Origin of the sequence: Bacillus sp. FSL K6-0042, from assembly GCF_038006685.1 — a bacterium.
Taxonomy (GTDB): Bacteria; Bacillota; Bacilli; order Bacillales; family Bacillaceae_G; genus Bacillus_A; species Bacillus_A pseudomycoides.
This window is the reverse complement of sequence record NZ_JBBOVS010000001.1, coordinates 740,376-762,978: the sequence shown is the minus strand read 5'-3', so window position 1 is coordinate 762,978 and position 22,603 is coordinate 740,376. Positions and strand designations below refer to the sequence as shown.

Annotated in this window: 25 protein-coding genes and 4 pseudogenes; 25 read left to right on the top strand and 4 right to left on the bottom strand. The window is 35.5% G+C overall.

Annotated features, from left to right (window positions below; all coding sequences use genetic code 11):
- Positions 1-36 precede the first annotated feature (36 nt).
- Positions 37-1,473, bottom strand: coding sequence for an IS4 family transposase (locus MHH45_RS04150; protein ID WP_088093672.1), 1,437 nt, complete (start codon positions 1,471-1,473; stop codon positions 37-39).
- A gap of 94 nt (positions 1,474-1,567) precedes the next feature.
- Here MHH45_RS04150 and MHH45_RS04145 point away from each other — a divergent pair.
- A pseudogene (locus tag MHH45_RS04145) lies at positions 1,568-1,780 on the top strand (glycerol-3-phosphate 1-O-acyltransferase PlsY); the annotation flags it as partial.
- A gap of 13 nt (positions 1,781-1,793) precedes the next feature.
- Positions 1,794-3,371 (top strand): annotated as a pseudogene (locus MHH45_RS04140) (aminotransferase class V-fold PLP-dependent enzyme).
- Positions 3,372-3,415: 44 nt separating this feature from the next.
- On the opposite strand, the gene MHH45_RS04135 reads toward MHH45_RS04140, so the two are convergent.
- Positions 3,416-3,745, bottom strand: a complete 330-nt coding sequence (locus MHH45_RS04135; RefSeq protein WP_016114873.1) for a YkvA family protein — start codon at positions 3,743-3,745, stop codon at positions 3,416-3,418.
- A 191-nt stretch (positions 3,746-3,936) separates the two neighbouring features.
- Here MHH45_RS04135 and MHH45_RS04130 point away from each other — a divergent pair.
- The 11 genes and pseudogenes from MHH45_RS04130 (at position 3,937) to spoIISB (ending at position 11,213) form a co-directional block, all read left to right on the top strand.
- A pseudogene (locus MHH45_RS04130) lies at positions 3,937-4,206 on the top strand (hypothetical protein).
- 74 nt (positions 4,207-4,280) lie between these two features.
- Positions 4,281-5,591, top strand: coding sequence for a DEAD/DEAH box helicase (locus MHH45_RS04125; protein WP_016114874.1), 1,311 nt, complete (start codon positions 4,281-4,283; stop codon positions 5,589-5,591).
- A 90-nt stretch (positions 5,592-5,681) separates the two neighbouring features.
- Positions 5,682-5,828, top strand: a pseudogene (locus MHH45_RS04120) (MFS transporter); the annotation flags it as partial.
- Between the two features lie 146 nt (positions 5,829-5,974).
- Complete coding sequence (locus tag MHH45_RS04115; protein WP_016114875.1) at positions 5,975-6,385, top strand: VOC family protein; 411 nt, start codon at positions 5,975-5,977, stop codon at positions 6,383-6,385.
- Between the two features lie 245 nt (positions 6,386-6,630).
- The gene (gene tnpA / locus MHH45_RS04110; protein WP_016114876.1) at positions 6,631-7,029 is read left to right on the top strand and encodes an IS200/IS605 family transposase; all 399 of its coding nucleotides are present in this window, start codon (positions 6,631-6,633) and stop codon (positions 7,027-7,029) included.
- A gap of 11 nt (positions 7,030-7,040) precedes the next feature.
- Positions 7,041-8,147 (top strand): RNA-guided endonuclease TnpB family protein, encoded by a 1,107-nt coding sequence (locus MHH45_RS04105; protein ID WP_016114877.1) that lies wholly within the window; start codon positions 7,041-7,043, stop codon positions 8,145-8,147.
- Positions 8,148-8,377: 230 nt separating this feature from the next.
- Positions 8,378-8,854: a MarR family winged helix-turn-helix transcriptional regulator gene (locus tag MHH45_RS04100; protein ID WP_016114878.1), complete on the top strand. Its 477-nt coding sequence runs from the start codon at positions 8,378-8,380 to the stop codon at positions 8,852-8,854.
- A 179-nt stretch (positions 8,855-9,033) separates the two neighbouring features.
- On the top strand, positions 9,034-9,768 hold the full coding sequence (gene gpmA / locus MHH45_RS04095; protein ID WP_088094651.1) for a 2,3-diphosphoglycerate-dependent phosphoglycerate mutase: 735 nt from the start codon (positions 9,034-9,036) through the stop codon (positions 9,766-9,768).
- A gap of 197 nt (positions 9,769-9,965) precedes the next feature.
- On the top strand, positions 9,966-10,706 hold the full coding sequence (locus tag MHH45_RS04090; protein WP_016114880.1) for a type II toxin-antitoxin system SpoIISA family toxin: 741 nt from the start codon (positions 9,966-9,968) through the stop codon (positions 10,704-10,706).
- 123 nt (positions 10,707-10,829) lie between these two features.
- Positions 10,830-10,958, top strand: a complete 129-nt coding sequence (locus MHH45_RS04085) for a hypothetical protein (RefSeq protein ID WP_033671175.1) — start codon at positions 10,830-10,832, stop codon at positions 10,956-10,958.
- 78 nt (positions 10,959-11,036) lie between these two features.
- Positions 11,037-11,213, top strand: a complete 177-nt coding sequence (gene spoIISB, locus MHH45_RS04080) for a stage II sporulation protein SB (protein WP_016114882.1) — start codon at positions 11,037-11,039, stop codon at positions 11,211-11,213.
- Positions 11,214-11,227: 14 nt separating this feature from the next.
- On the opposite strand, the gene MHH45_RS04075 is transcribed toward spoIISB, so the two are convergent.
- Complete coding sequence (locus MHH45_RS04075; protein WP_016114883.1) at positions 11,228-11,518, bottom strand: GNAT family N-acetyltransferase; 291 nt, start codon at positions 11,516-11,518, stop codon at positions 11,228-11,230.
- A gap of 304 nt (positions 11,519-11,822) precedes the next feature.
- Between MHH45_RS04075 and MHH45_RS04070 the strand changes: the two genes are divergently transcribed.
- The 6 genes from MHH45_RS04070 to MHH45_RS04045 all read left to right on the top strand — a co-directional run bounded on the left by MHH45_RS04070 (position 11,823) and on the right by MHH45_RS04045 (position 17,629).
- Entirely contained in the window at positions 11,823-13,289 is a 1,467-nt protein-coding gene (locus tag MHH45_RS04070) for an aminoacyl-histidine dipeptidase (protein WP_088094652.1), read from the top strand.
- A gap of 302 nt (positions 13,290-13,591) precedes the next feature.
- Complete coding sequence (locus MHH45_RS04065) at positions 13,592-14,443, top strand: metallophosphoesterase (RefSeq protein WP_088094653.1); 852 nt, start codon at positions 13,592-13,594, stop codon at positions 14,441-14,443.
- 304 nt (positions 14,444-14,747) lie between these two features.
- Positions 14,748-14,999 (top strand): hypothetical protein, encoded by a 252-nt coding sequence (locus tag MHH45_RS04060; RefSeq protein ID WP_003197750.1) that lies wholly within the window; start codon positions 14,748-14,750, stop codon positions 14,997-14,999.
- 203 nt (positions 15,000-15,202) lie between these two features.
- Positions 15,203-15,928 (top strand): ABC transporter ATP-binding protein, encoded by a 726-nt coding sequence (locus tag MHH45_RS04055; RefSeq protein ID WP_016114886.1) that lies wholly within the window; start codon positions 15,203-15,205, stop codon positions 15,926-15,928.
- Positions 15,925-16,944, top strand: coding sequence for an ABC transporter permease (locus tag MHH45_RS04050; protein ID WP_016114887.1), 1,020 nt, complete (start codon positions 15,925-15,927; stop codon positions 16,942-16,944). Before MHH45_RS04055 ends, MHH45_RS04050 begins: the two co-directional genes overlap by 4 nt.
- Before the next feature lie 25 nt (positions 16,945-16,969).
- Entirely contained in the window at positions 16,970-17,629 is a 660-nt protein-coding gene (locus tag MHH45_RS04045) for a TetR/AcrR family transcriptional regulator (protein WP_016114888.1), read from the top strand.
- A gap of 119 nt (positions 17,630-17,748) precedes the next feature.
- Here the strand turns inward: MHH45_RS04045 and MHH45_RS04040 are convergent, their stop codons facing one another.
- Positions 17,749-18,063 (bottom strand): hypothetical protein, encoded by a 315-nt coding sequence (locus MHH45_RS04040; protein WP_016114889.1) that lies wholly within the window; start codon positions 18,061-18,063, stop codon positions 17,749-17,751.
- Between the two features lie 2 nt (positions 18,064-18,065).
- On the opposite strand from MHH45_RS04040, the gene MHH45_RS04035 reads away from it, so the two are divergent.
- From MHH45_RS04035 to MHH45_RS04010, 6 genes are all read left to right on the top strand, one after another.
- On the top strand, positions 18,066-18,515 hold the full coding sequence (locus MHH45_RS04035) for an O-methyltransferase (RefSeq protein ID WP_340863386.1): 450 nt from the start codon (positions 18,066-18,068) through the stop codon (positions 18,513-18,515).
- A gap of 724 nt (positions 18,516-19,239) precedes the next feature.
- Positions 19,240-19,458 carry a hypothetical protein gene (locus MHH45_RS04030; RefSeq protein WP_033671178.1) on the top strand — a complete coding sequence of 73 codons (219 nt, stop codon included), beginning with the start codon at positions 19,240-19,242 and terminating at the stop codon, positions 19,456-19,458.
- Between the two features lie 315 nt (positions 19,459-19,773).
- The gene (locus tag MHH45_RS04025; RefSeq protein ID WP_016131412.1) at positions 19,774-20,094 is read left to right on the top strand and encodes a PadR family transcriptional regulator; all 321 of its coding nucleotides are present in this window, start codon (positions 19,774-19,776) and stop codon (positions 20,092-20,094) included.
- Between the two features lie 71 nt (positions 20,095-20,165).
- A complete protein-coding gene (locus tag MHH45_RS04020) occupies positions 20,166-20,507 on the top strand; it encodes a DUF1048 domain-containing protein (protein ID WP_016114892.1) in 342 nt (113 codons plus the stop codon).
- Positions 20,508-20,678: 171 nt separating this feature from the next.
- Positions 20,679-21,440 carry an ABC transporter ATP-binding protein gene (locus MHH45_RS04015; protein ID WP_016114893.1) on the top strand — a complete coding sequence of 254 codons (762 nt, stop codon included), beginning with the start codon at positions 20,679-20,681 and terminating at the stop codon, positions 21,438-21,440.
- Entirely contained in the window at positions 21,441-22,190 is a 750-nt protein-coding gene (locus MHH45_RS04010) for an ABC transporter permease (protein ID WP_016114894.1), read from the top strand.
- Positions 22,191-22,603 lie beyond the last annotated feature (413 nt).

Below are 22,603 nucleotides of genomic sequence, written 5' to 3'. Positions count from 1 at the left end.
ATCACAAATAAACCCTAACGGGCTTCATTTTTTAAATTATGCAACTTTCTTTTGTTTTTTCAATTCATTATACTCATAGACAACACCCATGATATCAAAGACAGTCTTCTTCTCATATCTGTGAGATTTGCGCCCATTCTTCTGTAGGAGGTGGAACAGGCGGATTAGGACCTTTGTTATTTCGTGGGTGTTTCTCTGTATGGCTTGATACAAAAGAGATAGATGATCCTGAATCATACCAATCGCTTTATATTCACTTAACTCTTTTTTCTTCTTTTGTAAAAGAAGTTGACGCATTTTAAACATTGTAGAGGAACATAGGAAAATAGCGATTAGCTTTCCATATAGTTGGCACTCTAATCGCTCTTGTTTTACATTACGATAATGGTCTATTTTGAAGAGTGATTTCCATGTTTTAAAGACAATCTCTATTTGCCAACGTAAAGTATATAACTCATGTACCTGTTCCATCGGAACCCATTCCCAAGGTATATTCGTCACGTACACGTTTAATCCCGCTATCATTTTACTTTTCTCTGAGTACGTTCTATTTTTAGATTTTTCTTTTTCCGCGATCTTCGCTCGTCGTTTTTGAAGTTGCCTATCTGTTAATCGATTAAAAATAACGCGTGCAAACAGTTGTTGTTTATCGCCAATATACACATGTTTTAATTCAAATGTTTCTCCAGGCTGTAGTTGTTTCAAAATCTGTTTCACATCGATTTGTATGTATTCCGATTGTTTCTTTATTGCACCGTTTTTAAAGTATTCGGGGTTTGGATTTTTCACATATACATTCGTATTTAGTTTTAAACGAGAAATATAGTATGTACCTCGTTGATCCATTTGATCTAAGTCCTCCAATGAAAAATAACCCAAATCACGAATACATAAATCTCCTGGTCGTAAGGTATCTAAACACTCCGTACCAAATGTTTTATCATTATTTTTTCCGGGTCCCACTTGGAAATTAAGAAATTGCCCACTATGTAAATCATATTCTAATTGAATTTTGATTCCAGCTTTTTGGGCGCAGCCTCCAGAGCCTGGATATACATTCTCTAAAACATTTGGTACTTGAAATACAGTGGCATCTAGGATACGAATTCGCTCAAAATACGAGAAAAGTTGGTTAGAGATTTGTGTTTGTTCACATATTTTTTGTTGTAACAGTAAAGAGAAAATATGCTGTAAAAACAAAACTGCTTTTCGATTTAGCCGTTTGTTTAAGCCCTCAGGGCTGAGTAAAGTGCCTGCGGTTGCATGAAGTCTACTGCATAATCGGACTAAAGGATCGCTTGCCACTCTTTGACTGATCCAAATACAAATGGTAGCTAAGTCTGAACCAGAAAACTTGCGTTTTCGCTTTATAAAGCCAATTTCTCTTGCCAGTTCTTCTAAAAATACAGGTGTAACATATCGCTGTAATTCTTCCACAAATGATTGTAGTTCATCTTTAATCAAAAGATTCATAAAAAAACGTCATCCTTTCTAATCTAGCTTGTTTAGAAAGAATAACGTTTTTTTTGTAATTAGGGGTATTAAAATCTCTTAAGTTGATGGGCATGTTGGCGGAATGGTTGTGTTCAATTATTTGATAGCACTTACTCTGGTGATTGTATTTATTTTGTGTTATTCCATTTTTAAGAGTTTCACAAAGGCTGGTTTAATTACAATCGCTTGCTTACCACTTTGTATGATTGCATACTCTTATTCTATGGGAGCGATTGTATTAAGTGTTTGCATGGTTATATTGATTTTGTATGCACATAGAAAATAAAGGGGATTAAAACATGGGGTTAATGTATAAAATTGCTGATCAAACTTGGGAATTTGAAAGTATTCATAAACTAAACTATAAAACATTCGTAGAGGAGATTCCGCAACATGAACAAACAGAAGAGCGCAAACGTATAGATTCGTTTCATGAAGAAAATACGTATTTAATATGTTTAGATGGTCAAAAATTAGTAGGAATGGTTGCGGTGCGAAGAAAGCGGCCATTCTCTTTAGATAAAAAAATACCTCATTTAGATGAGTGGTTACCAAAATGTGGTGATCGTGTATATGAAATTCGTTTATTAGCTGTGGAGAGAGAATATCGAAACGGAAGAGCTTTACTCGGATTGATTCGACTTTTGCATCGCTATTTACTTCTAAATGGGTATGATTTAGCGCTCATTTCAGCAACAACGCGTGAGTTAGCACTTTATGAACAAATAGGTTTTCGCCCTTTTTATACATTAGTTGGGACAAAGCAAGCAGCATTCCAGCCAATGTATATTACTCCAAAAATGTTTGAACAATCTAGTATTATAAATGTGATAACAAAAGAATACACATTTTTACCAGGCCCTGTTGAGATTGGGGAAAACGTTCAGCAAGCATTTGCTTCTAATCCAATTTCACATCGTTCCAATCAATTTAAAACTGCAATGGAGAACGTGAAAAAACGACTATTGCAAATGACAAAAGCTAAGCAAGTGCAAATTATGCTTGGGATGGGTACATTAGCAAATGATTCAATCGCTTTACAGCTAAAGTTATTAAAGGGATGTGGATTAGTTCTAACAAATGGTGAGTTTGGAAATCGTTTAGTCAAGCAGGCGATTCGAGCAAACTTATCGTTTGATACATATGAAAGAGAAACAGGAAGACCATTTTTATACAATGAAATAGAGGAATTAGTGAAAAATCAAAAATAGGAATCGCTATGGTTTGTTCATCATGAAACATCTACGGGTATGCTAAATAATTTAGACGAGTTAATTAGAATAAGCAAAAGGTACGATGTTAAATTATGTGTAGATTGTATTAGTTCTATTGGAGCAATACCATTATCTCTAGAAGATATATATTTTGCCAGCGGGGTTAGTGGAAAAGCGATTGGGGCATACACTGGACTTTCTTTTGTATTTTACAATCATATTGTGACTGCAAACGAAACATTACCTACCTACATGGACATAGGAATGTATGAGGAGAATGGAAGTGTATCGTATTCACAATCTTGGAATTTAATATATGCATTACAAGAAGCGCTAAAGAAATTTGAAGATGAAGATGAGTATAAGAAGATATATCAAACATATGCTTTTATGGAAGAAGCTGTTACCGATATGGGATTACAACTCGTATCTCCAAAAGAGCATGCTTCATTTATCATTCTTACAATTGTATTAGATAAAAAACTTTCTTCTAAGAAAGTAGGAGATTCATTAGCATTGCAAGGGTTTATTACCCATTATGAATCAACCTATTTACAACAAAATAACTGGATTCAAATGGCTTGCTTAAATCATTATAAAGAACGTGAAATGAAAAAAATGTTGGATTGCTTACAAATGCAGATAGAACAAGTACATGTATAGTTCAGAAAAGACGGTTATGAAGACCGTCTTTCTTGTTTGATGCATTATGCATGTGTCGCTCCAAATAAGGATTCCATCTTTACTTTTCCTTTTTCTCGAATTTCTGCATTTGTATGTACCATGATATATCTATGTGCCCAAGCAATTGCGATAGCATCATCTAACAGGCCGATTCCAATAATAGCTGCTAAATCTGGGATGAAATCGATTGACCATACATAATAGGAAAGCGCAGCTAATATAATTATCTTGGCTTTAGTAGGCAGTCCGTTCTTTTTTAAAGTGTAATATAAAATAATGCTCTCATACACACCGGATTTTCCTAATTTTGTTGCACCTTCATTTAATTTTTTCCATAGTTTCTGTTTCTCCATATAATCACTCCTTATTTCGTTTTTTCATTAATTTTGTAAAAGTATATTTAACATTATGTAAATGCGCTTGAAAATATAGATTTTTTAAAAGGATAGACAAACAATCGACAAAATAACCCTTTTTATCATTTCTTTCTTGTTGTTCATACTCATATGAGTATGAACAACAAGAATATTGGGGGGGAGAAAACATATGGCTTTTGTTTGATGTAATAGCCGATATTATTCTGTTCTATCCGAGGACTGACGCGAAATTAAAATATCATATTGCGCAGCTAAGTGAACAAGAATGGTTCTGAGATGTACATGAAGATACAAGGTATACATGGCTCATTTGGAATAATCGGAAAATCAAGAGGCTGATTTTGTCACCTTCAAATATGAAATTGCTAACAAAATCAAAAGAGAAACAGAAAGAACTAATCCCAATCATTCATAGTGAGTATGAAAAAAGGAGATAAGAATTATCTTATTTTTTATATTTAGCGTAACAAATGGTACAATGAGAGCTTAATGTGAAAAATAAGGAAAAGAAGTGATCTGTTTGAAAAACTTTTTAGAGTTAGGAATTAGTGAAACATTTAATCATACATTACGTGAGAACGGGATTGCTGAAGCGACGCCAATTCAAGAGCAAGCAATTCCAGTTGTTATGGCTGGAAAAGATATAATTGGGCAAGCCAAAACTGGTACAGGTAAGACACTTGCATTTGTCTTACCAATTTTAGAAAAAGTTGATCCTACTTCAAGTGATGTACAAGCTTTAATTGTTGCACCAACTAGAGAATTAGCACTACAAATTACAACTGAAATTGAAAAAATGCTTGTTCATCAAGAAAATATCAATGTTCTTGCGATATATGGTGGTCAAGATGTTGCGCAGCAAATGAGAAAGTTAAAAGGAAATACGCACATTGTTGTGGCAACACCAGGACGTTTATTAGACCATTTACGCCGCGAAACGATTGTATTATCCAATGTTTCTATGCTTGTATTAGATGAAGCAGATCAAATGCTTCATTTCGGCTTTTTATATGATATAGAAGACATTTTAGAAGAAACACCTGAGAGTAAACAGACGATGTTATTTTCAGCGACAATGCCAAAAGATATTAAAAAACTTGCGAAGCGTTACATGAAAGAACCTGAGATGATTCAAATTCAAAGTGCGGAAGTAACGGTGAATAATATTAAGCAACGTGTGATTGAAACGACAGACCGTGCAAAGCAAGATGCGTTGCGTCATGTGATGGACCGTGATCAGCCGTTTTTAGCAGTTATTTTTTGTCGTACAAAGCGGAGAGCCAGTAAGTTATATGATGATTTAAAAGGGTATGGCTATAATTGTGATGAACTTCATGGTGATTTATCACAAGGGAAACGTGAACGAGTAATGAAGAGTTTCCGTGATGCGAAAATTCAATATTTAATTGCGACAGATGTGGCAGCTCGTGGATTGGATGTAGAAGGTGTAACGCATGTATTTAACTATGACATTCCAGAAGATGTAGAAAGTTACATTCACCGAATTGGCCGAACTGGACGCGCTGGTGGATCAGGCCTTGCGATTACATTTGTTGCTCCAAAAGATGAAATGTATTTAAAAGAGATTGAAAAAGGTATTGGTGCAACATTGCAGAGACAAGAGTTGGAACTACCTGCACATCAAGCAACTGAAAAAGATGAACAAAAGAAAAAAGAGCACGCAAAGAAACCAAAGAAAACAGGTCAATATCGTCAAAGAGATAATCGCGAAGGATCCCAAAATGGCAAGCAGCAATCATTTCATAAACCAAGTAAAAAGAAAAGCAGTACAAAGCAAGGACAGCAAAGACGAGGGCGTTAATGCTGAGTATGTGTTAAGAATGAAAAGTCGTTTTCCTTTCTAGAAGGAAAACGACTTTTTTATCTTTGTGCTTTAAAGTGGCAGGATAATGTAATTACGGAAAAGAAACTGGAGCAAGCAAATGGTATTGTGAATGGTGTTCAAGCATTGTCAAATGTAGCAGCTCCTGTTTTGGGCGGAATGCTATATAGTATTGTAGGCTTAAAAACCCTTGTTGTGATAAGTTGTATTATATTTCAATTTGTTCTTCTTTCAAAACTTAGAACTTATTATAGGTTGACAATTCAATCTCTTTTGAGGAAAATAAAATCATAAGAACTTATGTTCTTGTTTGTGGGAAGCCAACAAATTCATGTGTATCTATATAAAGGAGATGTTTCTAATTGGATAATTCAAAACAAAAAATCACTACTTTCTTAATGTTTGATGGTAATGCTGAGGAAGCGATGACTTTATATACCTCCTTATTTGATCAATCGGAAATTATAGCTATTTCTCGTTATGATGCAAATGGACCAGGCAAAGAAGGAACTGTCATGCATGCAACATTCACATTAAATGGCCAACAGTTTATGTGTATTGATAGTAATGTGAAGCATGACTTTACATTTACTCCTTCAATGTCGCTATATGTAAATTGCGATACAGAAGCGGAAATTGATGAAGTTTTTCATAAGCTAGCAGAAGAAGGGGAAGTTTTAATGCCACTAGCAGCTTATCCATTCAGTAAGAAGTTCGGTTGGTTAAAAGATAAGTTTGGTGTTTCGTGGCAGCTAACTCTTTCTGGAAACTAGGCCTATATTAGTGAATAAAAGCGTATTCTCAATCTAATGAGCAATACGTTTTTTATTCGCAACTTTACTAGTAAGTTTAACGCTTTATCCGAAAGAATTCTCCTTCCTCAAGCGTGTGCAGGGCGATAGCCCAACGGTAGGTGGGAGATGAATTTCGGTTTGACGTTAGCCAAAAAGTACTTGCTATTATTTTTATTTTAGCTTTGATATAATCAGTCTTATAAAGTATAAAGGTTGGTATATCAATGAATTTAGATAGTAATAATCATTCAGTATTCTCGCTTTATTATCATCTTATATTAGTTGTGAAATACAGAAGAAATGTATTTGATGATGATATGTCTGACTATGCAAAAGATATGTTTATAAGGATTTCAGAAAGCTATAACATAACTTTAGTTGAGTGGAATCATGACAATGACCATGTTCATATTTTATTCAAAGCACATCCGAATACAGAAATAACAAAGTTCATCAATGCGTATAAAAGTGCCAGTTCCCGACTCATCAAGAGAGACTTTCCACAAGTGAAAAAGAAACTTTGGAAAGAGATGTTTTGGTCAAAAAGTTTTTGCTTACTCACTACTGGTGGTTCACCAATAGAAATAGTAAAAAAGTATATCGAAAGTCAAGGTGAAAAGTGAGGTGAAATGATATGACAATACATAATAAAGCGTACAAATTTCGTTTGTATCCAAAAGAACAACAAGCCCATCTTATACGTAAAACTTTTGGGTGTGTGCGATTTGTATACAATAAGATGTTGGCTGAACGAAAAGAAGTGTATGAGAAACACAGAGGGAATAAGGAAGAACTAAAGAAACAAGAATTTCCTACTCCTGCAAAGTACAAGACAGAGTTTGAATGGTTAAAAGAAGTGGATTCATTAGCATTAGCGAATGCTCAATTAAACTTGCAAACTGCGTATAAAAATTTCTTTAGTGGTCAAAATGACTTCCCGACGTTCAAAAGCAAAAAGGATAGAAAATCTTATACAATGAATATGGTCAACGGAAATATTATGTTGCTGAATGGTCATATTAAATTACCGAAATTGAAGCTTGTAAAGATCAAACAACATAGAGAAATACCCCAAGACCATGTGATTAAGTCATGTACGATTTCCATGACACCGACTGGGAAATACTATGTGTCTATCTTGACTGAGTATGAAAAAGAAATCGTGCAAAAAGAAGTGGAAACTGTTGTTGGATTAGACTTTGCTATGTCTGAATTATATGTTAGTAGTGAGAATGAGAAAGCCAATTATCCTCACTTCTATCGTCAAGTATTAGAAAGATTAGCAAAGGCCCAACGAGTATTATCAAGACGCACAAAAGGTTCAGAGCGTTGGAATAAGCAACGTATTCGGGTAGCTAAGTTGCATGAAAAAGTAGCAAACCAACGTAAGAACTTCCTTCATCATAAGTCAAAAGAATTAGTCGATAACTTTGATGTTGTAGCAATTGAAGACTTGAACATGAAAGGGATGTCACGAGCACTTAACTTTGGTAAAAGTGTTGCTGATAATGGGTGGGGGATGTTCACGACTTTTTTAGCCTATAAGTTACAAGAACAAGGCAAACAACTTGTGAAGATTGATAAATGGTTTCCTTCTACAAAAACATGCAGTAGTTGTGGAAACGTAAAGGATTTAGCACTATCTGAACGAGAGTATGTTTGTGATTGTGGTACGTCAATAGATAGAGATTATAATGCTGCAATCAACATCAAAAATGAAGCGATACGCTTGTTAGCATGATCATAAATCATATCAAAGAACCTATGGAACATGGGAGATAGCTCGTGGTCTTACGACTAATTCGTTAGCTAATAAAAGTAACGACTAACCGAGAAGCCCCCACTTCAAACAGCTCGTAAGAGCGTTAAGTGGCGGGTAGTTCACGTAAGGTCTCCTTTATTAAGTCAAAGCGGTTGATTTCATATTCTAGATATAAATTGTGGTATAATTTACATATAGGGGGAAAGTAGATGACACAACATAAAGAAGAACAAATGAACCAAGCACTTGCATTGTTTTATTTTGCATATAAAACATTTACAGAAAAACCAGATGAAATTATAAAAGAGTATGGTATACAGCGAGTGCATCATCGAATCTTATTTTTTATTGCTCGTTTTCCAGGGCTTAGTATAAATGAATTGTTATCTCTGTTAGAAATAAGTAAACAAGCTCTTCACGGACCACTCCGTCAGCTTCTTGAAAAAGGGCTTATTGAAAGCAATGAAGCAGAACACGATCGTCGTGTGAAACAGCTTGTCCTAACAAAAGAAGGAGCAGAACTAGAGAGAAAGTTAAGCGATGTGCAAAGAAAACAAATGGGAAGTATTTTTTCAACATTTGGTGAAACATGTGAAGAAAACTGGCATCAAGTGATGACCGAACTAGCAAATAGCCGTTTAGGTTTTGATGCATGGTTATCTAAGCGTGAAGAACCAGTTGATTAAAATGAGTAAATAAATCATTCGTCTGTTTTTAGAGTTTGAAAAAGAACCGATTTTATCCATGTATTTTGGCAACTATGGATAAATCATAGAATAAATGGATAAAAAATTAACATTACCAGATACTTTATTACGTGTACGCATTGCAAAATTTAAATTTTCATTTCCGGAAGGGGATTATTATGATAAAACTTGTACTCATTCGTCACGGACAAAGTTTATGGAATCTTGAAAACAGATTTACAGGATGGACAGATGTAGACTTATCAAAAAATGGATTAAATGAAGCAAGAGAAGCAGGTGCAATTTTAAAAAACAATGGATATACGTTTGATTTTGCGTATACGTCTGTTTTAAAACGGGCAATTCGAACGTTGTGGATTATTCTACATGAAATGGATCTTGCATGGGTTCCTGTACATAAATCATGGAAGTTAAATGAAAGACATTATGGAGCATTGCAAGGATTAAATAAGGATGAGACAGCAAAGAAATATGGTGATGAGCAAGTTCATATATGGAGAAGAAGTACTGATGTAAGACCGCCAGCACTTACTGAAGATGATCCAAGGTATGAAGCTGATGATCCAAGATATAAGTTGTTGAAAAAAGGGGAGTTTCCACTTACTGAGTGCTTAGAGGATACGGAACAAAGAGTATTGGACTTTTGGCATAATGAAATTGCACCGATGTTACAATCTGGACAAAAGGTAATTATCTCATCGCATGGAAATACGATTCGCTCTCTTGTAAAATATTTAGATAATCTATCGGATGATGGTGTTGTATCATTAAATATTCCGACGAGTATACCACTCGTATATGAACTAGATGAAAATTTACGCCCAATTCGTCATTACTATTTAAGTATGGATGGTGAAGTTCTGGAAGGTGTGATTCCGAAACATATATCCTGATAAAAAATATTTGTGAAAATTTGAAATGTATGCTTGTCTACATATAAAATGTAGATTCATTATAAAAGATGTGGCTTCCTTCTCATGTATATGCAATGCAGCTAACTTTAGAAGGTTGTCCATGTCTTTTGTCATAATGAGAGAAAGTTGAGCATGTAATGATATCGTGAGAAGTTTTTGAATGGAGGGTGATGTGATTGACAGTCTCTAACATTCGAATTGGTTTGTTTTTTCTCGTACTAGTCTTTTTATTTCTTATTTTCTTTTACTGGAGAAATGAAGAATTGTACGAAGAGAAAAAGCAATTTATTCGAAAAACATGGTATGGTGTGTTTATTACATCAGTCACAATTTATTTCATGATGAAAGGTATTGATTTAACCCTCTGGAAAAATATTTTGATGTTCGTTGCAATGGTGGTATTTGTTGATATTGCATTTATTTTAACTCCAAACATTTCTGAAATATGGGGTGCAAAATTTAGTGATATCGGAAAGACCGTTCAATCTATTAAACGATCATTAATTGCTTCGAAAGCACGAGGTGAGATCTACACAACAATTATTCAAAATGTAAACCCAGCAGCATTTGGTACGATGGAGTGGCAAACTGAAACAGAATATGCACAAAGTTTAAATGTATTTCTTGATACGTATGCAGAAAAAATTGGGGCGAAGATTGTGGTATTTGTGACAGAAGATGAATTAAATACAAATTTCCGTGGCATCCGCTCTCAATTTAGTATTACAGTACCTTTAGAGTATATAGAGCAGTTAAATGAACAAAAGGCGGTGCAAGTTGAAAATGTCGGCATCATACCAGCGAAAATCGTAAAAGATGTTTGCATTGTTATTGATGGTCAAAAGAACAATCTTCAAGATCGTGACTTTGAAAATGTATATAATTTAACGATTCATCATAGTTATTTTAATAAGTAAGGACAGAATATCAATTCTGTCCTTTTCTCCTATACATAATTTAGAACAAATTCTGAGGAAATCGGACAAAAAATGAATAAAATTGGACAATCATCCCTACACTAGCAGGTAGAGGTGATTGTAGTGGAAAAAGAATATAGTAATGAATTTTTTAAAGAAGAGACTGAGGATACAACAGATTTTTCTTTAATAAAAGGAGATACAATGCAGCAAGTAGAAGAGTTAGAAGAAGAATTAAAAAGAAAAGGATAGAAGTGCAACCTGTCCATATTTCATATATAATAAAGATAGACAAAGATTGTATCTTTTTTACAAAAGGGGGAGGAGAAAATGCAAGAAATGAAACAACAAAAACTTGCTTTTTTTAAGAAAGAAAAAGAAGCATCAAATACAGATTTCTCTCTTGTAAAAGGTGCATTAACGGAAAATATTAATAGACTAGAAAAGCTTATGAATGGTGATGCATCAAAATATATGCAAGGGAAAAAATTGAAAGAAAATGCATAGAAGCATTTTCTTTTTTATTTCTTCTTCATTCCCACCCCAAACTCCTCAAAATTTAATTTCTCATAGAATGGGATATTTTCCTTTGTACAAAGTAATCGTAGGTGTAGGTTCTGTTTTTGACATTTCACTATTAATTTTTGAACGATTTCCTTTCCAATCCCTCGATTTTGAAATGATGGATGAACGACCAATCCACATAGATAAGCGTTAATTACCCCATCTGAAATGATACGCCCTGTTGCAATTAATTGACCGTTGTCATAAGCGCTTATAATAAAAGTACTTTGAGTGAGGGTATTATGCATTTGCTCTTTTAAAAGCTTTAAATAATCATTCCAACCGACGGAATCGTATAAATCGAAAATATGTTCAGGACAAGGAAGGTTTCTGTAAAATACATATGCATTCTCCTTAATTTTTTAAATGTAGTATAAAATCATACTAATATTCTGTGAAATGGATATGGGATAGTTTTTGATAAATAGAAGTGATAGATCTACATCTTTAATAAAAAGTAAAATGATGAAGCATGGTATAATGGTAAAGAAAAGAATAATTTGAAATTCAAAGATTTATCTAATCAGTTTTATTTAAGAGAGGAGCTTCAAAATGTATTCTAATTTAGAACAATTAGCAAAGCACCCTGTATTTTATCATTTTGCAGAAATTTCAAAGATTCCAAGAGGATCTGGAAATGAAAAAGAAATTAGTGATTATTTAGTTGAATTTGCAAAAGATCGTAATTTAGATGTTGTACAAGATGAAGCATTAAATGTAGTCATTAAAAAGACAGCAACGGATGGTTATGAAAATGTTCCTGCAATTATTATTCAGGGCCATATGGACATGGTTTGCGAGAAGAACCAAGCAACCGTTCATGATTTTAAAAAGGATCCAATTCAATTACGAATCGTTGGGGACATGCTGTATGCAAATCAAACGACTTTAGGTGCTGATAATGGTATTGCGGTTGCATATGCATTAGCACTATTAGATTCAACTGATATTCCACATCCAGCTCTGGAGGTTGTGATTACAACAGAAGAAGAGACAACAATGGGTGGAGCCTTTGCGGTTGATGCGAAGCACTTTGATGGGAAAATATTTATTAATATCGACTCTGAAGAAGATCATAAATTACTAGTGAGCAGTGCAGGCGGAGCAAAGGCAGTTGAAACGATTCCTGTTGTTTGGGAAGAAGTACCTGCTGAACTAGAAGCATACCGTTTATATGTTGGAGGCTTAAAAGGTGGCCACTCTGGTATGGAGATTGATAAACAAAGAGGAAATGCCAATAAAGTTTTAGGACGCGTTCTCCATGATTTATCGAATGAAATTTCATTTAACATGAGTGGAATTCATGGTGGGTTAAAAACAAATGCAATTCCGCGTGAAAGCGTAGCAACAATTTTATTATCTGTAAACGACGTGCAAAAGGTAGAAGAGAAAGTAGCAGAATGGACACGTATTTTCCAAGACGAGCTACGTGCTGTAGATCCTGATGTACATGTTTCTCTTACAAAATTAGAAGAAAAAGTAGAAAAAGTATTTGCAACAGAAACACAGAAACAACTTATTTCTTCTTTATTCTTGATTCCAAACGGCATTCAAAGCATGAGCATGGATATTAAAGGACTTGTAGAAAGCTCAACAAATTTAGGTGTTATTGAAACATTACATAATGAAATTAAATTGCGAAACGAAGTGAGAAGTTCTGTAAGTAGTTTAAAACAGCATATTACGAATGAAATTAAGCATATTGCAGAATTAGTTGGAGCACAATTTGAAAAGGAATCTGAGTATCCAGAATGGCCGTACAACCCGAATTCACCAATTCGTGATTTGTTTGAAAAAGTGCATAAAGAAAAATATAACAAAGATGCTGAAATCTTTGCAGTACACGCTGGTATCGAATGTAGTGTATTTGTTCAAAAAATGCCTGAATTGGATGCCATCTCATTCGGACCAGATATTTTCAATGTTCATACGCCAGATGAACATATTAGTATTTCATCAGTTATAAATAACTGGGGATACTTCATTGAAGTAATGAGAGAAACGAAATCACTAGCATAAATATAAATGAATTAAACTGCCTAATGTCCCCCTTAGGCAGTTTTTTACGGCATTGATATAGATAAAATAAAGAAATTCTTATATAGATATAATGAAGTTGCTATCTGTAATGGTAGTTAAGGAGCAAGGAACACTGCAAAAAAAATATAATTTCACATACTGTATTAAAAGGGAAAATAAAACATTATAAAAATAAAATACTATCTATTTTGTAGAAATAGACTGTTTGATAAAATGTTAATGATATGATTAAAAAGAATTGCTAAAAATATATTTAATAGAATTTTTATAAGGGAGAAGATATGAAAAAAAGATATAAACGGTTATTTATTATAAGTGCAATAGCGATAGGAGTCAGTGCATTCTCATACTTACAAAATAATTTAATAAGTGTAAGTGAAATATCAATAACATCTAGTAAGATACCTTCTAATTTCAAGGGGTTTAAAATTGTACAGTTGTCGGATTTACATAGTAAAAAATTTGGAGAAAACCAAGAAGTTTTAATTGAAAAAGTGAAAAGCTTGAACCCTGATATTATCGCCATTACAGGAGATCTAATCGATAGTAAGAGGTATGATGCAGAGGCGAGTTTAAAGGTAGTGAAAGAGCTTGTAAAACACTATCCCGTTTATTTTGTTACAGGAAATCATGAATTATGGTCAGGGCGGTATGATAGTTTAGAAAAAGAGTTGAAAAGATATAATGTGACAGTTTTGAGAAATGAACATGAACGTATTCAAAAAGAGGGGCAGGAAATTTGCCTTCTCGGCATAGATGATCCGGCATTTACCGCGAAAAATAACGATGAAAATGAAGAGATGTCTACAGTGAAAAATGAAATCGTTAAAGTGAAAAATGCGGTAGATCAGGATGAATATAAAGTACTACTTTCACATAGACCTGAACTTTTACAAGTATACGCTGAGCAACAAATTGATTTAGTTTTAACAGGGCATGCCCATGGAGGACAAGTAAGACTGCCTTTTATTGGAGGCTTAGTTGCACCTAATCAAGGCATATTACCCAAATACACAGCAGGTTCATATAAGGAACAAGGTACTTCCATGATAGTAAGCAGAGGGTTAGGGAATAGCATCATTCCTCAAAGGATTTTTAATAGACCAGAAATTGTAGTCGTACAGCTGGATTAATTTGTACGACTTTTTTTATTAGCTTTGAGTGATGTTACGGTGGCTCATTCACTATAACTCTTTTAATAGAAAATAAGATAACAAATGTAAGCAACAGAAAGTATGTATGATGAAAGATTGGTGTTTTCTAAAAAGTACAAGTATCCATTACAATTTTGTTAAATTTGTACTACGCTACATAAACTAACAAATTTTGACGTTCTTTCTTTGTTATAGTGTAAATAATTAAAATAATCAGTTTTTGTTCAAATTAGAATGCTTATGGCTTGTGCATATAAAAAACTAATTATAAAGGAGTGTACACATGCATAAAGAATTTGAAATTGAGGAATATACTGCAATTGAAGAACAAATTCATTATTATAGTCAATGTTTATTGGTGAATCATCCTGAGCAAATTGTAAAGTATTTAGAAAAAAGGTTAGAAAAATATACAGAAACATTAAAATATGCACATTTGTATCCTGAAAAAGTTATTTTGCCTATCCAGCAGTTAGTAATTGAGTATTCTTTAGATCTTGCTAGAATTAGAAAGTATTTAAATTTAGAAACGTAGCCTATAAATAATGATTTAAAATGAAACAGAGTCGACAGTGAGAAATGAATTCTATTGTCGACTCTGTTTCATTTTTCTATAGACAATGTATTAGTTGTTAGAAAGATTGAAAAGATAATACTCATAAATATAATTTGACATATAATAATCTAAGAGTAAAATAAAAGTGAGTACTCACTCATTTCGAGAAGGAGGAGATCTTATTGCAACAACCTTCAGTCATTTTACAAGATGTATCAAAGTGTTTTGGAAAAAAAGAAGTACTGCACAATATTTCACTATCTGTAGCAGAGACAGAGATTTTTGGTTTAGTAGGTCCATCCGGGTCTGGTAAAACGACGCTTATTAAAATGGTTGCTGGCATTAGTGAATCAACAATAGGGGATGTAATAGCATTAGGGGTACAAATGCCTAACTTAAATGGCATGAAGCAAATAGGGTATATGGCGCAAGCGGATGCGCTGTATGAAGAATTATCAGCTTATGAAAATGCAGACTTTATTGCAACAATGTATGGATTAAAAGGGAAGCGCAAGAAAGAGAGAATAGAAGAGGTATTTACATTGGTACAATTATCCCAACATGCAAAAAAGCAAGTGCAACATTTTTCAGGTGGAATGAAGAAACGGTTATCACTTGCTATAGCACTTCTACATGAGCCCAAGTTATTAATTTTAGATGAACCAACGGTTGGGATTGATCCAGTTTTACGTAAATCTATTTGGGAGAATTTTTATGAGCTCAAGAAACAAGGAACAACGATTATTGTGACAACACATATTATGGATGAAGCTGAATTTTGTGAACGTCTTGGATTAATTAGAGATGGTAAGTTAATTGCAACGGGAACACCAAAGGACTTAAAAGACCGAACTTCATCAGGACGGATTGAAGATGTGTTTTTATTGGAAGGGGTGGTTGAATCATGAGAATTGGTGGTGTAGTTATCCGTATTATTCGCCAGTTTTTTCGAGATAAACGATCATTGGCAATGATGTTTGGAGCTCCGATGTTACTCCTTTGGTTATTATCGTTAGTGTTTACTCAAAAGGACTATACTCCGCATATTGCATTAGTAGATGTTCCAGCATCTATAGTGGAATCAATGAAAAAGCAAGATGCTACCATCTATGAGTATAGTAAAGAAAACGCACAGTCTAAGTTAGAAAAGCAACAAATAGATGCCATTATAACTTTAGAACATGGAAAAGTGAATGTATTGCTGGAAGGTAGCGATTCTTCAAAAAATAGCGCCGTGCTGCGACTATTACAAAAGGGTACAGAAAAAAATGAAATGCCTGGTATGAAACCAAAAATTGATTTTTTACATGGTTCCGCAGACTTTACAATGTTTGATGGTCTTGGACCTGTATTAATTGGTTTCTTTACATTTTTCTTTGTCTTTATTTTATCCGGTGTATCTTTTGTGCGTGAGCGGTTAAGTGGAACGTTAGAAAGGCTTTTATCTACTCCAGTGCGAAGATGGGAAATTGTTGTCGGTTATATACTTGGATTTGGTATTTTTGCGTTTTTACAATCTGTTATCATTGTAAGTTTCTCTGTTTATGTTCTTGATTTATATGTAGCTGGATCTCCATGGCTTACACTACTGATTACATGTATGCTTTCATTAACAGCATTAACACTAGGAACTTTTTTATCGGCATATGCCAATAATGAATTTCAAATGATTCAGTTTATCCCACTGGTTATTGTACCGCAAATTTTCTTTTCAGGTTTGTTTCCAATGGAATCAATGAATAAGTGGCTGCAAATGCTAGGTAAGTTATTTCCGCTCACATATGGTGCTGATGCAATGAGACAAGTGATGATTCGTAATCAAGGATTTGCTGAAATTGCGGGAGATCTTGGTGTGTTACTTCTTTTTGCGTTATTATTTGCAGTAGGGAATGTATTTGCTTTGAAGAAACATCGCAAAATATAATGTTTATAAAAAAGGAGCTTTACGAATGAAGAAAGATTGGCTGGAAGAATTAATTGCTGCTACAGACACAGATAAACGTAATGAACGTCAAATGCGTATATTAGAAGCGGCGGTTGATATGTTTGGAGAAAAAGGATATGCATCAACTTCAACGAGTGAAATTGCAAAGCGTGCTGGTGTAGCGGAGGGAACAATCTTCCGCTACTATAAAACAAAAAAAGATTTACTATTAGCGGTTGTCATGCCAACATTAACAAAGTTTGCTGCTCCATTTTTCGTACAGGCTTTTGCAAAAGAAGTACTTGAAAATACGTACAAATCGTATGAAGAGTTTTTAAGAGTGGCGATTCGAAATCGATTTGAATTTGCTAAAAAACATTTTCCAATGCTAAAAATTTTAATGCAAGAAGTCCCGTTTCAACCAGAATTAAAAAATGAAATACAACAATTAGTGGAAAAAGAACTTTTTTCCCGCTTTAAAAAATTAATTGTACATTTTCAAGAACAAGGACAAATTATTGAAATGCCTACACCTTCAGTTATACGCCTTACTTTATCAGCTATAATGGGGTTAATTTTAACTCGATTTTTATTATTACCTGAAGAAAAATGGGATGATGAAGTGGAAATTGAAAATACGATTCAATTTATATTGTATGGATTAACACCACAAACGTTGCTATAACAACGTTTGTGGGTTTTTATTTTCGTATTTGCAAACATTTTGCAAACATTTTGCAAACATTGACTATCCAAACAGACTTTCTTTTTTGAGATTTAATAAATGCACCGTTTACACCACTGCTACTTAATCCATAGTTTCCTAAAATCTACATAGCCGAACGATTCAAATTGAATATCTTTAATCATCGGATGAAATGTACGATTTTTAATAGGATGGTATAAAAATAGGAACAAATTCTCTTCTCGGATATAGCTCTCAGCTTTTTCTATCCAAAATTCTCTATCAGCGCTAGTCTTAGCATGCTTGATACTTTCAAAGTGAATATTTAAAATGGCTAGTTGTTCTAAAGAAAAAAAGCGATTAAATATAGATGCTTTATTTAAAAAGGTACCGATAAAAGATAAATGGTAATCGGTTGAAGCTGCTTCCCCCATGAATAATAAATCATCGTGCTTTACCAGCAGATGGTCATCTAATTACTCTTGAATCAGAAGTGCACCATGCAGAAGTTGCAAAAGTGAATATAGCGAGAGCTGAACTATCTAATATAGTAGAAGTAAGAATTGGATCTGCTCTTGAAACACTGCCGAAATTATATGATGAGGGAATTAATCCATTTGATTTAATTTTTATTGATGGAGACAAACAAAATAATTCGGAATATTTAAAGTGGGCCCTTAAATTGTCTCGGAAAGGTACTGTAATTATAGGGGATAATATAGTGCGAAAAGGAGAGATAGTCAATGCATCTAGTAAAGACGTCAATGTTCAGGGGGTTCGTCATTTCTTTGATATTCTTGCATCTGAGTCCAATTTATCCTCAACGGCAATACAAACTGTAGGAAGTAAGGGGTATGATGGATTTAGTATAAGTGTAGTACTGTAATTGTATCAAGTAGAAATATTTTATTTTAGAGGACTGTAGGAATGAATTGACAACGTCAGAAAATTTTGTAAGAAATGCAATCTTATTAAAAAAGGATACCAGTATTTCACAAAACGTGTTGGAGTTGTTACTAAATTCATACACAAATAAAATAATTTATATGTGAAATAACTAATAATAAAAGTAAAAAAGTTCTCTACTGATTATTTAAAACGGTTTGAAAATGCCTAGTACTATTGAAATGGGTTGAGGGAAAAATAAAATGAACATATAATGTTAGTTTTTTCTGTTGTTATTTCGATAAAATATTAGGTAGGGCAAAAGAAAAGTGTATAGTTGAAGTACAGAAGTAGCCTTTACTAGAAATATGTATGTTAATCTAATTTTGCTGTAATAAATAATAAAAGCGTGACAGAGAAACGTCATGCTTTTTTAGTTGTTTCAATCTTTATGTTTAATAAGTATTAAATTATTTTAATTAATCTGGGATTAGTATAAGTTGCCCCATTAGTTTTTTAAAGCGCTGAGTGCCTAATAATTGGCAAGAAGAAGTTTACCGATAAGGTCTTGGCTGTCGGAGCTATGCTAGTGATCATCTTGGGGGTAAGCATGTTCAACCGCGGTCTGGGGATTTCTGGAATCGCTTTATTTACGACGCCCAGCATGTGACGACTCATTTGGAACCGTTCGCATACGAGACCATTGTGCTCGAAGTGGGCACACGATGGTGTGGAACGTGCAGGCGACTCCCGAAGAGTTGAATGGCTGCAACAACCGTCTCTTTATAAATGAGTATGGGATTGAGAAGTCACTGGAAGTAGAAGAAAACCTCATCGTTTTCACATCAGAGAAACCGGGAACCTACATGTACAGCTGCTGGATGGGAATGATCCACGGTGTAATCATTGTGAAAGAAGCATTGGAGGAAGTAAAAGCTCCATAAAGAAAATCGGCTGTATCCAATGGGGATAGCTGGTTTTAAAAATATTTAGAAAATCCAGTTGACAGTCTATCTACTACGTGTTAAGATACACCTGTAGTAAGTCGTACTGGATACTGACACCACTGAATAGTGAGGTTACAAAAATATTTTTAAGAAAAATAGTTGACACCTTCTACTCGGTGTTACAATATACATGTAATAAGCAATACTGAATAGCATGTTTTCCCAAAAGCTATTCAGTAAAAATTTCCCTTAGTACTCTGTTATACTGAATATAAGTCAGACAAAATAGAGGGGGTAGAGGAGGATCTGAACATGGAAAATTTAACTGAAATGCTGAAGGGTTCGCTGGAAGGCTGTGTGCTGGAAATCATCAGCCGCCATGAAACCTATGGCTACGAGATTACCCGCCGTCTGAACGAGCTTGGGTTTACTGAAGTCGTGGAAGGGACGGTCTATACCATCCTCGTGCGATTAGAAAAGAAAAAACTTGTGAATATAGAAAAGAAACCGTCAGATATGGGGCCGCCCCGCAAGTTTTACTCACTTAATGAGGCTGGCCGCCAGGAACTTGAATTGTTTTGGAAAAAATGGGATTTTGTATCATCAAAAATCAACGTCTTGAAGTCAATCTAGCTGCATAAGATATTCCGTCCGATATTTTTGGAGTGTCTTGTTCAGCTTTATAAAAAAGGAGGAAAAATAACATGATGGAAATGTTCAAAAAAATGATTGGTGATAAAAAAGAGTACAAAATGATGATGGCACGGGTTGGAGCCCTGCCAGAGGACTACCAGTTTGTATTTAAGAAAATTCAAAACTACATGTGGAATTTCTCAGCGGGCAACGGGATGGATATGCTGCACATTCAGTATGAATTAATCGAGTTGTTCGAAGCCGGTGCAGCGGAAGGTAGAAAAGTGCTGGAAATCACTGGGGACGACGTGGCGTCCTTTGCCGACGAACTAGTGGCAAACGCTAAAACCTATGTCGCTAAGTATCGTGAAGATTTGAATCAGAGTATCATGAAGCGATTGGGAAAAAAGTAAATTCAATAGATAATACCGACTGAATAGCTGGTTACAAATGTGAATTGCCACCTTCGCTATTCAGTTATATTTTCAACCTGGTACTAAGTTATACGGATTATCAGTCAGACTAAATAGAAGAGTATAGGCAATCTAGCTCCGCAAAGCGCTTTTTATAAGGAGGAAAAAAGTATGAGCAATGCAGTGATTTCTGTAAAAGAGTTAAAAAAATCCTTTAAAGACAAGGAAGTCTTAAAGGGGGTGGATTTTGAGGTGCGGCGTGGCGAAATTTTCGCACTGCTGGGCTCAAATGGAGCGGGCAAGACGACGACGGTCAACATCCTCTCGACGCTGATGAAGCTCGATGACGGCGAAGTAGGTATTTGCGGCTTTGACGTCCAGCGTCAACCGGATCATGTTCGCCAGAACATCAGCCTGACAGGGCAGTTCGCAGCTTTAGACGGCATGCTCACCGGGAGGGAAAACCTGATGATGATCGCCAAGTTGCGGGGAGTTTCCAATCCCGCTCAAGTCGCCGACAATCTGCTTGCAAGATTCAGCCTGACCGATGCGGCCAACCGCCGAGCAGACCAGTATTCAGGCGGGATGAAGCGCCGGCTTGACATCGCCATGAGCTTGATCGGGACGCCAGCAGTCATTTTTCTCGACGAACCGACGACAGGGCTTGATCCCGAAGCACGGATTGAAGTCTGGGATACCGTCAAGGAGCTTGCCAGCGGCGGCACGACCATCTTGCTGACGACCCAGTACCTGGAGGAAGCCGAACAACTGGCGGACCGTATCGCTATCCTGCATGGCGGAAAAATCATCACGACCGGTACCCTTACCGAACTCAAAGAGATGTTCCCGCCAGCGAAAGTGGAGTACATCGAGAAGCAGCCGACATTGGAGGGAATTTTCCTCGCGATCATCGGCAAAAGGGAGGAGATGTAAATGAAAAGCAAAACAGGGGTATTACTAGGGCGTTTAATGCGCAACATCATGCGCAGCCCGGATACGATTATCACGGTAGCGATTACGCCGATTATGATGCTGCTGCTGTTTGTCTACGTATTTGGCGGCGCCATAGAGACAGGCACGGACAACTACGTCAATTATTTATTGCCGGGAATCTTGCTGATGGCTATCGCATCCGGTGTCGCTTACACTTCACTGCGGCTGTTTACGGATGTAAAGAGTGGGCTAATGGCGCGTTTCATTACCATGCCCATCAAGCGCTCGTCGGTATTGTGGGCTCACGTGTTGACCTCGCTTGTTTCCAATGTGCTTACTATCGTGGTGGTTATTCTCGTTGCCCTCTTGATGGGCTTCCGTTCCAGCGCTGATATCCTCGATTGGCTCGCAGTAGCTGGGATACTCGGGCTGTTTACGCTAGCGCTGACATGGCTGGCGGTCATTCCCGGCTTGACAGCGAAGTCTATGGAAGGGGCGACAGCCTACTCGTACCCGCTGATTTTCCTGCCGTTTATCAGTTCGGCCTTTGTCCCCACTGAAACCATGCCTAAAATTGTCCGTGCGTTCGCTGAGAACCAGCCCGTGACTTCAATCGTGAATGCGATTCGTGCCCTCTTGTATGAAGGGTCTGTTGGCAACGGTATCTGGATCGCGCTTGCCTGGTGCGTCGGCATCATGATCATTGCTTACTTCTTCGCCAATAAAGCATTTAAACGCCAGTTAGGGTAAGTACACCATTATGGGATTAGCCATATCAATAGGTGGTAATGACGGATTGGACGGTAACAATAGCGTTTGTATAAATAATCACGAAATTGGAACTGAGATGTCAGATTGTTGGCAACATCATCTGGTTGCGTTGGATCCTGATTAGGTAAGGTATAAATTCTAATCATGTAAAAGTATAGCTTGAGAATTATTGTGTACTTAAAGTAACGGGAGCGTTAGTTGAACAACAATAATATATTGTTGTTGTGGTAAATGAGGTCATATGTTGTACAAAAGGATAGATGTATACAGGTACTCTCTCCTGTTCATCTATCCTTTCCTTTTAACCCTATATAATGTGTGACATTATAATACATCGTTTAATTATAGTGTTTCATAATTATTTTCTTGACTTTTGATAAAATGAGAAAAGG

Coding starts and splice junctions, on each gene's coding strand:
- gpmA (WP_088094651.1), top strand. CDS start 9,034: ATGATAAAACTTGTACTCATTCGTCACGGACAAAGTTTATGGAATCTT.
- MHH45_RS04045 (WP_016114888.1), top strand. CDS start 16,970: ATGAAGAAAGATTGGCTGGAAGAATTAATTGCTGCTACAGACACAGAT.
- MHH45_RS04040 (WP_016114889.1), bottom strand. CDS start 18,063: ATGGGGGAAGCAGCTTCAACCGATTACCATTTATCTTTTATCGGTACC.
- MHH45_RS04030 (WP_033671178.1), top strand. CDS start 19,240: ATGGTGTGGAACGTGCAGGCGACTCCCGAAGAGTTGAATGGCTGCAAC.
- MHH45_RS04010 (WP_016114894.1), top strand. CDS start 21,441: ATGAAAAGCAAAACAGGGGTATTACTAGGGCGTTTAATGCGCAACATC.
- MHH45_RS04065 (WP_088094653.1), top strand. CDS start 13,592: ATGAAAAAAAGATATAAACGGTTATTTATTATAAGTGCAATAGCGATA.
- tnpA (WP_016114876.1), top strand. CDS start 6,631: ATGAATTTAGATAGTAATAATCATTCAGTATTCTCGCTTTATTATCAT.
- MHH45_RS04105 (WP_016114877.1), top strand. CDS start 7,041: ATGACAATACATAATAAAGCGTACAAATTTCGTTTGTATCCAAAAGAA.
- MHH45_RS04025 (WP_016131412.1), top strand. CDS start 19,774: ATGGAAAATTTAACTGAAATGCTGAAGGGTTCGCTGGAAGGCTGTGTG.
- MHH45_RS04070 (WP_088094652.1), top strand. CDS start 11,823: ATGTATTCTAATTTAGAACAATTAGCAAAGCACCCTGTATTTTATCAT.
- MHH45_RS04075 (WP_016114883.1), bottom strand. CDS start 11,518: ATGCATAATACCCTCACTCAAAGTACTTTTATTATAAGCGCTTATGAC.
- MHH45_RS04020 (WP_016114892.1), top strand. CDS start 20,166: ATGATGGAAATGTTCAAAAAAATGATTGGTGATAAAAAAGAGTACAAA.
- MHH45_RS04050 (WP_016114887.1), top strand. CDS start 15,925: ATGAGAATTGGTGGTGTAGTTATCCGTATTATTCGCCAGTTTTTTCGA.
- MHH45_RS04015 (WP_016114893.1), top strand. CDS start 20,679: ATGAGCAATGCAGTGATTTCTGTAAAAGAGTTAAAAAAATCCTTTAAA.
- MHH45_RS04135 (WP_016114873.1), bottom strand. CDS start 3,745: ATGGAGAAACAGAAACTATGGAAAAAATTAAATGAAGGTGCAACAAAA.
- MHH45_RS04100 (WP_016114878.1), top strand. CDS start 8,378: ATGACACAACATAAAGAAGAACAAATGAACCAAGCACTTGCATTGTTT.
- spoIISB (WP_016114882.1), top strand. CDS start 11,037: ATGCAAGAAATGAAACAACAAAAACTTGCTTTTTTTAAGAAAGAAAAA.
- MHH45_RS04150 (WP_088093672.1), bottom strand. CDS start 1,473: ATGAATCTTTTGATTAAAGATGAACTACAATCATTTGTGGAAGAATTA.
- MHH45_RS04060 (WP_003197750.1), top strand. CDS start 14,748: ATGCATAAAGAATTTGAAATTGAGGAATATACTGCAATTGAAGAACAA.